Origin of the sequence: Pseudomonas batumici, from assembly GCF_036585405.1 — a bacterium.
Lineage (GTDB): Bacteria > Pseudomonadota > Gammaproteobacteria > Pseudomonadales > Pseudomonadaceae > Aquipseudomonas > Aquipseudomonas batumici.
This window is the reverse complement of record NZ_CP144470.1, coordinates 6,414,196-6,428,104: the sequence shown is the minus strand read 5'-3', so window position 1 is coordinate 6,428,104 and position 13,909 is coordinate 6,414,196. Positions and strand designations below refer to the sequence as shown.

11 protein-coding genes and 1 pseudogene are annotated in these 13,909 nt (G+C 60.6%); 8 read left to right on the top strand and 4 right to left on the bottom strand.

The features are described 5' to 3' along the window. Nucleotides 1–12 precede the first annotated feature (12 nt). Nucleotides 13–1,125, bottom strand: a complete 1,113-nt coding sequence (locus NUH87_RS29615) for an alkene reductase (RefSeq protein WP_040067415.1) — start codon at nucleotides 1,123–1,125, stop codon at nucleotides 13–15. 150 nt (nucleotides 1,126–1,275) lie between these two features. Here NUH87_RS29615 and NUH87_RS29610 point away from each other — a divergent pair, with 150 nt between their 5' ends. The 4 genes from NUH87_RS29610 (at nucleotide 1,276) to NUH87_RS29595 (ending at nucleotide 4,940) form a co-directional block, all read left to right on the top strand. Further along, nucleotides 1,276–1,830 carry a TetR/AcrR family transcriptional regulator gene (locus NUH87_RS29610; RefSeq protein ID WP_338523820.1) on the top strand — a complete coding sequence of 185 codons (555 nt, stop codon included), beginning with the start codon at nucleotides 1,276–1,278 and terminating at the stop codon, nucleotides 1,828–1,830. A 112-nt stretch (nucleotides 1,831–1,942) separates the two neighbouring features. Beyond that, nucleotides 1,943–2,434 (top strand): GNAT family N-acetyltransferase, encoded by a 492-nt coding sequence (locus tag NUH87_RS29605; protein ID WP_338523819.1) that lies wholly within the window; start codon nucleotides 1,943–1,945, stop codon nucleotides 2,432–2,434. 248 nt (nucleotides 2,435–2,682) lie between these two features. Then, entirely contained in the window at nucleotides 2,683–4,119 is a 1,437-nt protein-coding gene (locus tag NUH87_RS29600) for a sodium:solute symporter family protein (protein ID WP_338523818.1), read from the top strand. 149 nt (nucleotides 4,120–4,268) lie between these two features. Then, entirely contained in the window at nucleotides 4,269–4,940 is a 672-nt protein-coding gene (locus NUH87_RS29595) for a class I SAM-dependent methyltransferase (RefSeq protein ID WP_338523817.1), read from the top strand. A 41-nt stretch (nucleotides 4,941–4,981) separates the two neighbouring features. Here the strand turns inward: NUH87_RS29595 and NUH87_RS29590 are convergent, their stop codons facing one another. Continuing rightward, complete coding sequence (locus NUH87_RS29590) at nucleotides 4,982–5,776, bottom strand: SDR family NAD(P)-dependent oxidoreductase (RefSeq protein ID WP_338523816.1); 795 nt, start codon at nucleotides 5,774–5,776, stop codon at nucleotides 4,982–4,984. Nucleotides 5,777–6,123: 347 nt separating this feature from the next. Here NUH87_RS29590 and NUH87_RS31440 point away from each other — a divergent pair. From NUH87_RS31440 to NUH87_RS29580, 3 genes and pseudogenes are all read left to right on the top strand, one after another. Further along, a pseudogene (locus NUH87_RS31440) lies at nucleotides 6,124–6,264 on the top strand (double zinc ribbon domain-containing protein); the annotation flags it as partial. A 90-nt stretch (nucleotides 6,265–6,354) separates the two neighbouring features. Further along, a complete protein-coding gene (locus tag NUH87_RS29585) occupies nucleotides 6,355–9,573 on the top strand; it encodes an adenylate/guanylate cyclase domain-containing protein (RefSeq protein ID WP_338523815.1) in 3,219 nt (1,072 codons plus the stop codon). Nucleotides 9,574–9,689: 116 nt separating this feature from the next. After that, complete coding sequence (locus tag NUH87_RS29580; protein WP_338523814.1) at nucleotides 9,690–10,739, top strand: patatin-like phospholipase family protein; 1,050 nt, start codon at nucleotides 9,690–9,692, stop codon at nucleotides 10,737–10,739. Nucleotides 10,740–10,746: 7 nt separating this feature from the next. Here NUH87_RS29580 and NUH87_RS29575 read toward each other — a convergent pair whose 3' ends face one another. Next, a complete protein-coding gene (locus NUH87_RS29575) occupies nucleotides 10,747–11,625 on the bottom strand; it encodes a LysR family transcriptional regulator (protein ID WP_338523813.1) in 879 nt (292 codons plus the stop codon). Nucleotides 11,626–11,779: 154 nt separating this feature from the next. Between NUH87_RS29575 and NUH87_RS29570 the strand changes: the two genes are divergently transcribed. Next, the gene (locus tag NUH87_RS29570) at nucleotides 11,780–12,772 is read left to right on the top strand and encodes an NAD(P)H-quinone oxidoreductase (RefSeq protein WP_338526998.1); all 993 of its coding nucleotides are present in this window, start codon (nucleotides 11,780–11,782) and stop codon (nucleotides 12,770–12,772) included. A gap of 73 nt (nucleotides 12,773–12,845) precedes the next feature. On the opposite strand, the gene NUH87_RS29565 is transcribed toward NUH87_RS29570, so the two are convergent. Next, nucleotides 12,846–13,694, bottom strand: a complete 849-nt coding sequence (locus tag NUH87_RS29565) for a MurR/RpiR family transcriptional regulator (RefSeq protein WP_338523812.1) — start codon at nucleotides 13,692–13,694, stop codon at nucleotides 12,846–12,848. Between the last annotated feature and the right edge of the window lie 215 nt (nucleotides 13,695–13,909).

The window sequence follows — 13,909 nt, the reverse complement described above, 5'->3', positions numbered from 1 at the left end:
GCATCACTCCGGTCAATCGATGAGGCGCGGATAATCCGTATAGCCTTCAGGACCCGCCCTGTAATACCCCTCTGGACGCTGTTCGTTCAGCGCAGCGCCCAGGCGAATACGCTCCACCAGGTCCGGATTGGCGATGAACTCGCGACCGAACGCAACCCCGTCCACCAAACCGGCATCGAGCAACTGCTGGCCGTGTTCGATCGTGACGTTGGTGTTGATAATGATGTTCCCGGAATAATGCTGAAGGACGTGGTCCAGCACCCCGTCCCCTGCCAGATGCGCGATGGGCGTACCGGTCAAATCGGCTTGTTGCCGCATGACCAGCAGATGCGAGAGGTTGTAGCCCGAGAGCTTTTTGTAAACGTATTCGACTGTAGGCAAGGTTGATTCTGTTGCCTTCAACGCGCCGTGCTCGTTCATCATCGGTCCGGTTTTCACACCCACTCGGTGGCTCGGCCATACCTCTAGAACCGCCTCCAGGACGTCGAACAGAAAGCGTGCGCGATTCTCGATGCTGCCGCCATATTCGTCGGTTCGCAGATTGGTGGTTTCATGCAGGAACTGCTGGATCAGGTACACATAGCCTGCCTGGATTTGCACACCATCAAAGCCCGCTTCCTTGGCCATCTCAGCCGCGTGACGGAAGTCGGCAATCGCTTTTTTAATGTCGTCCCGCGTCATGGCGCGGGGTTCGACGGTCATTTCAAGGCCATTGCTGCCGTGGACCAACTGCCCTGGATTGACAGCCGAAGGGGCTATCGGCAGCCGGCCGTCAGAGAAGAACTCAGGCAGCGAGACCGCCCCCTGATGCCAGAGCTGTGCAAAGATCAGCCCGCCCTCGGCATGCACCGCATCAGTGATCGCTTTCCAGCCCTCGACCTGTTCCGCGGTGTAGAGGCCAGGGGCGCCATACCAGCCCTGCCCGTCTTCGCTGACCCAGGTGCCTTCGCTGATGATCAGTCCCGCAGTCGCGCGCTGCTGGTAATAGAGGCGCATCAGGTCGTTCGGAACATGGCCGGGATTCGTCGCCCGCGCCCGAGTGAGCGGAGCCATTACGGCGCTATTGCGCAGTTCGAGATCGCCAAGCAACGAGCGGTGCAGCAGGGAAGAAGGTTGAGTCGTCATTTCCAGGTCTCTGGGCTATGGGGTTGGGAGTGGCTTGCGTCAGAGGCAACGAGCGACTGGACGTATAAAACCAATTGGTTCATTATTAAATCATGCCAGGATCCCTGGCAAGGATTTTTTGAACCAAATGGTTTTTTAAGGAAGACAACGATGGGTCGCCCCAAAAAATTCAGTCGTGAGGGTGTGCTGGAGAAAGCTCTGCCAGTGTTCTGGAAGCACGGCTTCTACGGTACCAGTGTGCAAGATCTGGAGCGGGCTACAGGCGTCAACAAATCGGGCCTGTACTCCGAGTTCAGGGGCAAGGAGGATCTCTTTCTAGAGAGCCTGCGCTACTACTTCGAGACCCGTGGTGGCTGGGAGATCATCAATGCCGAGCCTTCTGGCTGGCACAACATCGAGCGTTTCCTGCGCTTGAGCGAGGCACAAGCCAACGGACAGGCGGGCTGCTTCTCCGTGAACTCAATGCGAGAATTCAGCGACCTGCCGGCAGAGGTCCACGACCTGGCGGCGAGCGTCAGAGCGCAACTCAAGCCGATGATCGTCAGGAACATTGAAGCGGAGCATCCAAAAATGGCCGCGGATGCCATTGCGGAACTGGTGATGGTGTTCTTTTCCGGAATCTGTATCGAGCAGAATACCGCTAGTGGGCGTGCCTCCGTGGGTGAGAAAATCAGCAGTTTCATGACAATCGCAAGATCGTTATGAGGCAGAATCCTCAGTTGGGATCCCCCACCCTTTCACAGCACAGATTGCAAAACGCTATGTGGCTTCGCGCCATTGTCTTCAATCTCTGTGTAGAACCCGCCCAGGAGCGCTGATGACCACCCTCGCTTTTCGTAACGCCGTGCCCTCGGACGCGGCCCCCTGCTTTCAGATCGAGTCAGATGCCTATGAAGGCGACGAAGCCGCGACCCTGGAGAAGATCTCGACTCGCATTGCGCAGTACCCTCAAGGCTTCCTGATTCTGGAAGACGCCGGAAAAATCATCGGTTTCATCAACAGTGGCTGCGCTCATGAAGTCGTCATGTCTGACGAGGCCTTCAAGGAACTGGTAGGCCATTCAGCGGAGGCGCCGAACGTCGTCATCATGTCGGTGGTGATTGCCCCTGGCAGGCAAGGCAAGGGTTACTCGACACGGATGATGGCCGAGTTCGTCCAACGCATGAGAGTACAAGGCAAGCGAAGCATCCACTTGATGTGCAAGGAGCAGCACGTAGAGCTGTATCGCCGCATGGGTTACGACTACGTACGACCCTCGCCTTCTGACCACGGCGGAATGGCCTGGCACGAGATGGTGATGGACCTCTGATGCCGGATGCGATGACCGGCCTGTCGGAATAAAACCAGCCGCCAGGCCCTGTGCGAGATCCTTTTTCTCACACAACAATACCTTGAAGGTATTCACCCATACTTCATCAATATTAGACACCACAAATCAGAGAGAGGAAGCTGAAACGCACCACAATAATACTTACAGAGCATAGCCATGAATCCAGCCTGCGAAAGCGTTCCTGCTGCGTTCCCATCAACCTTCATCACGTTGATCGGGTAACGACCATGCAGCCCACCTCTTCCTGGATCGTCCTGTCCATCACCGGTCTCTATATGCTCAGCCTCGCGCTGATCAGTTTCGGTGTTCGTCGACATTCCCATAGCACCAATAACTACACGACAGGCGGCGGACACTTTCCGGCGTTCCTGATCGGCTTTCTGATGCTGTCGGAATTCATCGGCACGGCCGTCAGCGTCGGCACCGCCCAGACGGGCTTCAAAACCGGTATCTCCGCCGCCTGGAACCTCTTCGCGCTGGCGCTGGGCTTTGTGCTGTTCGCCTGGCTGCTGGCGCGCAAATACAAGGACCTGGGCGACAACACCATCTCCGGTGTGCTGTCGCGCAACTACGGGCAAAAAACCCGTTTTGCCACGTCGATCATCACTATCTTCGCCCTGGAAATCGTCGCGGTTTCGATCTATGCCAGCGGTGGCGCGGTGTTGGCCAGTGTGCTGCAAGTCGATCGCACGCTGGCGATCATCATTGTGGGTGTCGTTTCAGTGATGTACGTCAGCATCGGCGGCATGCGCTCGGTCATCTATACCAACTTCGTACATGCCAGCCTCAAATACCTCGGCGTCGGGCTGGCGCTGTGGTTCGGCTTGAAACAGGTAGGGGGCATCAGCGCCCTGCACACTCAGCTGCCGCAAAACATGTTCGACTGGACCGCCATCGGCTGGGGTCAAATCATCGCCTGGATGATCGCCGGCATCGGCTCGATCTTCTCCACCCAATATGTGATTCAAGCGGTGAACACGGTCAGCGACGCGGGCAAGGCGCAACGCGCATGTTTCTATTGCGCAGGCCTGATGATCCCTTTCGGTATCGGGGCGGCATTGATCGGCATGTGCAGCGCCGCGTTGTTTCCGCAGATCGATTCGCTGCAAGCCTTTCCCCGCCTGATCGCGAGCATGGATCGACTGACAGCGGGCCTGGTGGTTGCAGGTTTGGCGGGCTCGCTGTTCGGCACCATCTCGGCGGTGAGCATGGGTTCAGCCACGTTATTGCTGCGCGACTTCTACGAGCCTTGGTTCAACCCGGAAAAAAGCGACGTCAAATCCCTGCGTTTTGTCCGGCTGGCGACTATCGCCGTCGGCCTGCTGCCGATCGCGCTGGCCCTGACCTCCGAGAAAGTGCTGATGATCGCCTTCCTCGGCAAAGCCTTGCGCGCGTCTCTGGCGGTGCTGGTGCTCCTGGTGTTCTACGCGCCTAAATTCGGCACGCCGAAAGCCGCGTTCCTGAGCATCATCGCCTCCCTGGTGGCGACTGTCGGGTGGTTCCTGGCCGGCAATCCGTGGGGCATCGACAATGCCTACATCGCTCTTTTCACGCCGATCGTGATCATGACCCTCGGCCATGTCATGCGACGCGGCACACCGCCCGAGCCTGTTTCGCCGAAGGTTGTCGACGGGTTGAAACAACAGCGGGCCGGAGCCTTGTAAAGGCAGGCGGTCCAGTCCTGAAACAGGTTTACACCTGTGTCACCCCAACGCCCGGTGCCTCGCATCGGGCGTTTTGTCTTTCAAAGGCAGGTCCGCTGCACCCGCACTTGACCTATCCTTCCCTCCAACCACCCACTCCGGACAGCGAAATGCCCGCCCCCGAATCCACCCTCCTGCAAAGCTGGCACCACAACGCCCAATCCTGGATCGAAGCCGTCCGCAGCGGCGCCATCGAAAGCCGCCTCCAGGTCACCGACCAGGCTATCCTGCTGGCGGTGCTGGGCCGCCAGCCCGAGCGCGTGCTCGACCTGGGCTGCGGTGAAGGTTGGCTGTTGCGGGCGCTGGCTAAACGGGGCGTCAATGCAGTCGGGGTGGATGGCGATGCGACGCTGGTCGAGGCGGCGCGGGCGGCGGGCTCTTCGCAGGTGCATTTGGCGAGCTATGAAGCGCTGGTGGAGGCGAAAGTGGACATCGGCCGCGACTACGACCTGATCTGCGCCAACTTCGCCCTGCTGCACCAGGACATCATCCCTCTGCTCGCCGCCATGAACGCCCTGCTCGCCCCTGGCGGAGCGCTGGTGATCCAGACCCTGCATCCGTGGACCGCGGCGGCAGGCGACTATCAGGATGGTTGGCGCAACGAGACCTTCACAGGGTTCCAGGGGCAATGGCACCCCATGCCATGGTACTTCCGGACCTTGTCCAGCTGGCTCAATGCACTGGACATGGCCGGTTTTCGTTTGGCCGCTCTGCAGGAGCCGCAACACCCGCAAAATCCGCTGCCACAGTCGTTGCTGTTGGTGGCCGAGAAACGGGAGTAAGCCCCCACACCTCAGAAAGGGGACGCCTGCAGAGCCCAAGCTTATGCGATCGTCCGCACCACACCGCCATCTACCCGCAGCGATGCGCCTGTGGTTGCCGATGCGGGGACACCGCAGATATAGGTAATCATCGCCGCGATCTCGTCAGGTGTTGTAAAACGCTGAAGTATCGACGACGGGCGCGCCGTTGCGAAAAACTCGCGTTCCACTGTCGCGACGTCAACACCCCGGTCCGCCGCCATTTGCGCCACGAATCCACCCACGCCTTCTGACGCGGTGGGGCCCGGCAGTACACTGTTGACCGTGACGCCTGTGCCAACGAGCGTCTCGGCCAGACCTCGTGCGACAGCCAGTTGCGCGGTTTTGGTCATGCCGTAGTGGATCATTTCAGTCGGAATCTGAAGGCCTGACTCGCTCGACACAAAAACGATACGCCCCCAGTTATGGGATCGCATCCCGCCCACATAGTGGCGCGAAAGCCGGATGCCGCTAAGTACGTTGACCTCAAAGTAATGAATCCAATCTTCATCCGAAATCTGCTCGAATGACTTCACTTCGAAAATGCCGAGGTTGTTGACCAACACATCGACTTCGGGAAGCTGCGCAATCAGTCTTTCGAAGCCTTCGCGACTGCTCAGGTCAGCGGCGATCCCGCTGACGCTCGCGTCGGGAAGGTCACGCCTTAGGCCACTCACGGCGCTGTCGACGCGTGCCTGGGTTCGGCCGTTCACGGTGACAAAAGCGCCCTCGGCCGCCAGCGCGCGTGCAGTAGCTAGCCCGATGCCAGCTGTTGAACCGGTTACGAGCGCCCGCTTTCCTTTTAGCCCAAGATTCATGACCAACCTCCCAATCAATGGTTAGGGTTTGTACGATCAGCACAGGTAATGTTTAGCGAGAAATCAGAATAGCTGAGTGACAGCTCAGCGCCTGGGTCAGTTCGACATCGGAGCCACTGCCTATACGGCACCCCTTGTCGCGCACGGCGCGCTCGGCAGCCTTGTCGACTATCGTTAAACGTAGGGTTGCAAGGATGTCCATCGGTTCGGGCTTCCCCCTTCTTCTTTCGATGAAAGGGGGGATGCGCTACTGGCCCAATGACTTCAGTCTGTATTTCGCCAGATCGATGTCACGCTTTCCGTATTTGGGGTGGTCGTCTTGAACACGTGCAAAGGGAAGAAGTCCTATGCGCTGCGCAACCTGTGGATTCGAGAATCCCTCCGGGGCCGGCTTCTGTGAAGCGTGCGGCGCCAAGCTGTCTCGCCGTTGTCTACGCTGCGGCCACGAGGCGGACCTTGGTGCCAAGTTCTGCAGCGAATGCGGCGCGCCACTGACCGATGAAGCCACTGCGCCATCACCGCCCCCCCGGCCTGTTTCAGGGCCTTCTCCAGCCCCTATTCATTACACCCCCCACCACTTGGCCGAGCGTATTCGCGCCGAACAGGCCGCCATGCAAGCCCGGGGCAAGCCCACCGGCGAACGCAAGACCGTCACGGCGCTGTTTGCCGATATGGCCGGCTCCACGGCGCTGATCCACGACCTCGATCCGGAAGAGGCCCAGCGCCTGATCGAGCCTGTCGTCGCGATGATGATGGAAGCCGTCCACTACTACGAAGGCTATGTGGCCAAGACGCTGGGCGATGGCATCCTCGCGCTATTCGGCGCCCCCATCGCCCACGAAGACCACCCGCAGCGAGCGCTGTATGCGGCACTGCGCATGCAGCAGGCCATTCGCCAACATGGCGACCGTATTCGCCTGGAGAAAGGTATTCCGCTGCAAATCCGCGTCGGCATCCACACCGGTGAGGTTGTCGTGCGCTCGATCCGCACGGACGATTTGCACACCGATTACGATCCGGTCGGGCACACGATCCACATTGCGTCCCGGATGGAGGGAATCGCCGCGCCATCATCGATCCTGGTAAGCGAGTCCACCCACAAGCTGGCGGAGGGCTATTTCGAGTTCAGGACGCTGGGGGCCACCCAGGTCAAAGGCATTCCCGATCCGCTCGTCGTTTACGAGGTGCAGGGGCTCGGCGCTCTGCGCACGCGCCTGCAGGTGGCGGCACATCGCGGGCTGGCCCGGTTTGTCGGCCGCCAGTTCGAGCTGGAGCACCTGCATCAGGCGCTCGAACAGGCCAAAGCGGGTTACGGACGGGTTGTCGCGGTAGTCGGTGAAGCCGGGGTCGGGAAGTCGCGGCTGTTCCATGAGTTCAAGGAACGCTCGCGGCACGGCTGTTTGATGCTGGAGACGTTCTCGGTGTCGCACGGCAAGGCCTTTGCCTATTTTCCGCTCATCGAACTGCTGAAGAACTATTTTCAGATCACCGCCCAGGACGACGAACGATGGTGCCGGGAAAAGGTCCTGGGAAAAACCCTGACGCTCGAGCGCAGCTTCGAGGATCTCGTGCCCTACCTGCTCTATCTGCTGGGTATTGGCGAACGCGGTTCGGCGCTCGCGGAAATGGATCCTCAGATCCGGCGCGACCGCACCTTCGACGCGATCACTCAACTGCTGGTGCGCGAGAGCCGCAATCAGCCGATCCAACTGCTGTTCGAAGACCTGCAATGGCTGGATCGCGAGACCGAAGCATTCCTCGCCTACCTCATCGACCATTTGGCGAGCGCCCCGCTCCTGCTCCTGGTGAACTACCGGCCTGAGTACCGGCCCGTGTGGACGCGAGCAGGTCACTGCAGCCAACTGCGGCTCGAACCGCTGGCCCCGGCCGAAGCCCAGGGAATGCTCGCGGCACTGCTTGGGGATGACCCCTCCCTCGTCCCCCTCAAACAGCTCATCCTGGAAAAGACGGAGGGCAACCCGTTCTTCATGGAGGAAGTGGTGCAAACGCTGGTTGAGGAGAAATCGCTGCTCGGCGAATCCGGCCGCTACCGGATCGAGCAAACGCCGGCCGCGCTGCATATTCCCACCACCGTGCAAGGTGTGCTAACCGCTCGTATCGATCGGCTCCCCGTTGCGCAGAAGGAATTGCTGCAGACGCTCGCCGTCATCGGCAAGGAGTTTCCGTTCAGCCTGATTCAGCACATCCATGATGGGCGGGGCGCTCGGATGGACGACGATTTGCGCGATCTACTGGCTCGACTGGAGGCGGCGGAGTTCATTTACCAGCGGCCCGCCTTTCCGGAGGTGGAGTATTCGTTCAAGCATGCGCTGACCCAGGAGGTCGCGGGCCACTCGCTACTGACAGAGCGGCGTAGCGCACTGCACGAACGCACCGCACAAGCCATCGAGGCACTGTTCCCCACCCGCCTCGAGGATTACTGCAGCGAACTGGCGCACCACTACAGGCTGAGCGGCAATGTCCCGAAGGCCGTGGAATACCTGCACCGTACCGGGCAACAGGCCCTCCAGCACTGCGCCAATCTCGATGCGATTCGTCACCTCGGCGCGGCGCTGGAACTGCTTGCGCATTTGCCCGACACGCCCACGCGTGCTCATCAGGAACTGACGTTGCGGCTCTGCCTGGGGCCGGCCTTGATGGCCGTGCGCGGCTATGGTGCGCCCGAGGTGGAGGCTACCTACACCCGTGCACTGGCACTCTGTGCGCAAGTCGGCGACGACATGCTTTTCCCTGCGCTCCTGGGGCTGCGGACTTACTACGAGTTGCGTGCGCACTACTCAACTGCGGGCGAACTGGGTGAACGATTGCTCAGTGTTGCGCAAACGGCGCAGGATCCGGACTTGCTCGTAGACGCTCATGCCGCACTCGGGGCGACATTGCTTTTCCAGGGGGATCTGCGCAATGCCCTTGAACACCAGGAGCGGGCGCGTGGTCTCTACAACCCGGACCGTCATCGTACACATGCCATTACCTATGGCATGGATCCGGGTTATGCCCTGACCTTTTCGAGCTGGTGCCTCTGGTTATTGGGTTTCCCCGATCAGGCAAGCACGCGCGGCCGGGATGCCCTTGCCCTGGCCAATAAGGTTTGCGACCCGTTCAGCCTGGCCTTCACCCTGTCGGCTACGTCGATACTGGGACAGCTTCGGCAGGACGTACGACTCGCCGAAGAGTGTGCTGATGCCGCCATCAAGCTTTCACTCGAACAGGGGTTTCCGTTTTATGTGGCGTGGGGGTCCATTCTCCAGGGTTGGGTTCGCACCGAGCAGGGAAACATCGACGAGGGAATCGCTCAGATAACCCAGGGTATCGCCACTTACCAGGCGGCCGGCGCAGAGCTTGGATGTTCTTATTTTCTGGCCCTGCTGGCCGAAGCTCAGGGGCGCATTGGGCAACCGCAAGCAGGATTGAATGCCGTGACCGACGCTCTGGCTATGGTGAACAGAACAGGCGAGCACTTTTACGAAGCAGAGCTGTACCGCCTCAAGGGAACGCTTATTCTCCAGGGTTCGGGCGAAGCCAAACTGGAGTCTTCCGTGCAGCAGGAAGCGCAAGCCTGCTTTCAAAAGGCGATCTCGATCGCTCGACAACAAGGGGCAAAGTCACTCGAGCTACGAGCCACCGTGAGCCTTGCTCAGCTATGGGAAACACGAGACAAGGAAGCGGCCAGGCAAATGCTGGCCGATATCCATGGCTGCTTCAGCGAAGGCTTCGACAGCGTCGATGTACTACAAGCCAAGGCGCTGCTCGATGCATGGGGATCAAGCGGGGGGTGAACGACCGATGACGCGCAGGGCGCAATGGGGCATCGGCGTGTCGTCGGCGAGCGCGTGACGGGGCGAAGCGCCGCAACAAGTTCCGATTCGGCTCAGCACTGACGAGGAGACCAAGCGTGACCACGAACACTGGTAATCGTCGGGGCCGTGATGAGCGTAAGCCGGTCGCGCTGGCTTTGCAGGGCGGCGGAATGCACGGTGCGTTCACCTGGGGCGTGCTCGATCGGTTGCTCGAGGACGGCAGGCTTGCCATTGAAGGGGTGAGCGCAACCAGTGCCGGCGCAATGAATGCCGTCGTGTTGGCCTACGGCATGCTGCAGGGTGGCGAGGCCGGCGCGCGCCAGGCGCTGCACGATTTCTGGTACGCCGTGGCGCAGTCCGCCGAGCGCCATAACCCGTTGCGCTGGATGCCATGGCTGAAAGGGACGCACAGCTTCGGGCTGGACCATTCGCCCATGTATACGTTCGCGGACATGGCGCTTCGTCTCTTCTCGCCCTACCAGTTCAATCGCCGCAACTTGAGTCCGCTGCGCAATGTGCTGGAGAGGCAGGTCGATTTCGCCGCTTTGCGAAAGCAATGTCCGCTCCACCTCTATCTGTGCGCGACCAATGTCGAGACGGGGAAGATCCGCATCTTCTCGGGCGATGACGTCTGCGCCGAGGCGGTGCTTGCTTCGGCCTGTGTGCCGACCTTGTTCCAGGCGATCACGATCGACGGCCAGCACTACTGGGATGGCGGCTACATGGGCAACCCGGCCATTTTCCCGTTGATCTACCACTGCAATACGCGCGATGTGGTGATCGTCCACATCAACCCGCTCGTTCGCCCCGGCGTGCCCATTACCGCTGCCGATATCCTCAATCGCATCAATGAAATCAGCTTCAACTCGTCACTGATGCGTGAGATGCGCACCATCGCCTTTGTCACCGATCTCATCCAGCAGGACAAGGTCGATCGCGACGGGATGAAGGAAATGCTGATCCACTCCATTCGGGCCGACGAGGCGATGTGTGCGCTCAGCGTGTCCAGCAAGTACAACGCGGACTGGCGCTTCCTGTGCAGACTGCACGACAACGGACGACGCGAGGCCGAAGCGTGGCTCACGGAGAACTACCGCAATATTGGCGAACGGTCGAGTATCGACATCCGAAAGGAGTTTCTTTGAACCATGATCAGCCAGGACCAGCCTCAGAGAAAACCTGTACCACCTGATCGATAACGGCTCGAATCCGGGCGGTATGGCGCAAGTCTGCGTGGGTCACCATCCAGACCTCGTATGGCCGGCTTCTCTCGCGTTCCGGCCAGAGCCTTACCAGCCCGTCCTGCTCGCCGATGTACTGGGGAATCTCGCCAAGCCCAAGGCCGGCAGCAATGGCCCTGCGCATCATCATGCTTGAGTTGACGCTGGCAACGATCCGCCCTCCGCCAGCGGGCTCGCCCACCAGCAACAGTTCCCTGCCCTCGCTGAGATGGGGTTCGTACACCACCAGATCATGCCCCATGAACGCCCTTCCCGGCTCAGGCATGCCATGGCTGTCGAGGTACGCCCGGGACGCGAAAAGCCCCATCGGCCAACGGGCCAGCCGCCGGACGATCAGGTCGGGGTTCTCGGGCTTCTGTGTGCGTATGGCGATGTCCGCCTCACGCCTGGAAAGGTTCAGCAGTTGCGAGGAACTGTTAAGCACCACGCGCACCTCCGGATGCTCGGCATGCACCCGGGCCATGGCGGGGATGACGAAGTCAACGGCGAGGAAGTCGGTGGTGGTCACCCGCACTTCACCCGACAGTGCCTTGTCCAGCCCCTGGGTCCTGCGCATCAGCTCGGTGGCGGCCGCTTCCATGCTCTCGGCGGCTTCGAATGCGGCCTCGCCGGCCGCGGTCAGCAAATAGCCCGTGGACGTGCGCAAGAACAGCATGGAGCCCAGGTTGCGCTCCATCACGGCGATGCGACGCCCAACGGTCGCCTGGTCGACGTGCAGCGCCCGTGCCGCCCCACGTAGCGTCTGCGCTCGGCCAAGCGCCAGAAACACTCGGGCATCGTCCCAGTTCATGGGGTTTGCTCGTGATGCATTTATGCATCCTCCAGATGAAATAACACTGCACGACTGCATCATACAACGCGACTACCATGGCGAGCATCCCAACCTGATCCCATCTACCGAGGAAGCCAGCATGCGTGAATTCAACGCCCCCATCCCCAAGCACATGACCGCTATCGAGATCACCCGGCCGGGCGGCCCCGACGTCCTGGTGCCCGTACAACGGCCGACGCCGCAGCCCGGCCCTGGCGAAGTACTGGTTCGCGTCCTGGCAGCCGGCGTGAATGGACCTGACGTTCTGCAGCGACAGGGCCTGTACAACCCGCCGGCCGGTGCTTCCGATATCCCCGGACTGGAAATCTCCGGGGAGATCGTCGCCCTTGGCAGCGCCTCCAGCCGTTTTGCCATCGGCGACAAGGTCAGCGCCCTGGTCCCGGGTGGCGGCTATGCCGAGTACGCCGTGGCCGACGAGCGCACGACGCTGCAACTGCCCAAGGGCTTGAGCCTTATCGAGGCGGCGGCACTCCCGGAAACCTTCATGACCGTGTGGGTCAATCTCTTCCAGCGCGGCCAGTTCAAGCAAGGCGAGACCTTGCTGATCCATGGCGGCGCCTCCGGGATCGGCACGACGGCGACCCTGCTGGGCAAGGCATTCGGCGCGGCGAAGATCATCACCACCGTGGGCAATGAAGAACAGCGTCAGGCGAGCCTGGCGTTGGGGGCCGACCTGGCCATCAACTACCAGCAGGAGGACTTCGCCGAAGCCGTGATGAAGGCCACCGACGGCCGAGGCGTGGATGTCATCGTCGACATTATCGCCGGCGACTACGTGGCCCGGAACTTCCAGGCTGCCGCGCTGAACGGGCGCATCGTCCAGATCGGCGTTATCAAGGGGGCGGCGAAGGAACTGGATCTCGTCCCCCTGCTAACCAAGCGCCTGACCCTCATCGGCTCGACCCTGCGCTCGCGCAGCCCTGACGAAAAGGCGCAGATCATCGCCGAGCTGGAAGCGCAGGTGTGGCCGCTGATCCAGGCCGGCAAGATCAAGCCGGTGATCTTCCAGACGTTCAGGCTCAAACAGGCCCGCCAGGCGCATGAGCTGATCGACAGTGGCCGCCATATCGGCAAGATCGTCCTGACCTCAGCGCACCTTGGCTGAATGATGGGAAAAGGGACACCCACCGCGTTCGGGAGCTAGCCCGGCGAGTCTCCCAACAGACACGCTCGCTGTGCTAACGCTCATTGTCATTGGTGATCTCTTGCCATACCGCTTCCAGCTTTTCCAGGCGTTCACGAGCGCGCCCCCCCAAGGAGTCGATCAGTTCGGAAACCAGCCGCTCTACCATGGCCATAGCCGGCACGAACGTAATGTAGGGCGAGGTGCTATCCACTTCGCACGTCAGCACATGCTTGGAGACTTCGGCGATCGGCGACAACCAAGGGTCTGTGATCAATATGACGGTCGCACCGTGCTTGCGGCAGGCCCGGGCAAAACGCACGCTGTCCGCCTGGTAGCGGCGAAAGTCGAACATCACCAGCAAGTCACGCTTGCCGATGTCCAACAGACGGTTGGCCCACTCCGTGCCACCCGGCACATAGCTCACCTGCTCGCGCAACTGGGTGAGCATCTGCGCCAGATACTGCGCCAGCATGCCGCTGAAGCGGCCGCCGGCGCACAGGATTCGCCGATCCGGATCGGCCAGCAGAGCCACTACTTTCTTGATCTCGGCCGGCGTGGTGCGAGCGAAGGTCTGACGCAGCCCCTGCTCGAACCCCGCCAGCGTGCTCTCCAGCTCCCCCATGCGGTGCGTTACCTGGTGCGACTCGTACCTCTGCAAGGGCGAGGCCGCACTCTGCTGCACCTCCTCATGCAGGCATTGATGAAAATCCGGATACCCGTTGAAGCCCAAATGGCGCACAAAACGTACTACGGTGGCTCCGCTCACCTGTGCGCGAGCCGCCAGCTCGGCCACGGTCTTCAAGCCAGCACTCGGATAGCTGGCTAGCAACACCTTGGCCAGGCGTTGTTCGGACGGCGACAGCCGCTCCATCGCCGCGTAAATCATGGCGTGAACAGTCATTCCGTTCTGATCCATCTCCCCCCCATACTCAGCAACCGTCTCGTCCCCGCAACGTGAAACGTTCATTTCATAAACCCGTTTCAACAACATAATGAAACGTTTTTGACGTTTCATGAAAAATTGTGCAGCATGCAACAGCTGTTTCATAACTAGCAAAAATTATACGCATGAAACGTCACTCAACACCTAGCTACAGGAGATAAGGATGAAATCCC

Coding starts and splice junctions, on each gene's coding strand:
- NUH87_RS29600 (WP_338523818.1), top strand. CDS start 2,683: ATGCAGCCCACCTCTTCCTGGATCGTCCTGTCCATCACCGGTCTCTAT.
- NUH87_RS29570 (WP_338526998.1), top strand. CDS start 11,780: ATGACCGCTATCGAGATCACCCGGCCGGGCGGCCCCGACGTCCTGGTG.
- NUH87_RS29575 (WP_338523813.1), bottom strand. CDS start 11,625: ATGAACTGGGACGATGCCCGAGTGTTTCTGGCGCTTGGCCGAGCGCAG.
- NUH87_RS29605 (WP_338523819.1), top strand. CDS start 1,943: ATGACCACCCTCGCTTTTCGTAACGCCGTGCCCTCGGACGCGGCCCCC.
- NUH87_RS29595 (WP_338523817.1), top strand. CDS start 4,269: ATGCCCGCCCCCGAATCCACCCTCCTGCAAAGCTGGCACCACAACGCC.
- NUH87_RS29615 (WP_040067415.1), bottom strand. CDS start 1,125: ATGACGACTCAACCTTCTTCCCTGCTGCACCGCTCGTTGCTTGGCGAT.
- NUH87_RS29565 (WP_338523812.1), bottom strand. CDS start 13,694: ATGACTGTTCACGCCATGATTTACGCGGCGATGGAGCGGCTGTCGCCG.
- NUH87_RS29610 (WP_338523820.1), top strand. CDS start 1,276: ATGGGTCGCCCCAAAAAATTCAGTCGTGAGGGTGTGCTGGAGAAAGCT.
- NUH87_RS29590 (WP_338523816.1), bottom strand. CDS start 5,776: ATGAATCTTGGGCTAAAAGGAAAGCGGGCGCTCGTAACCGGTTCAACA.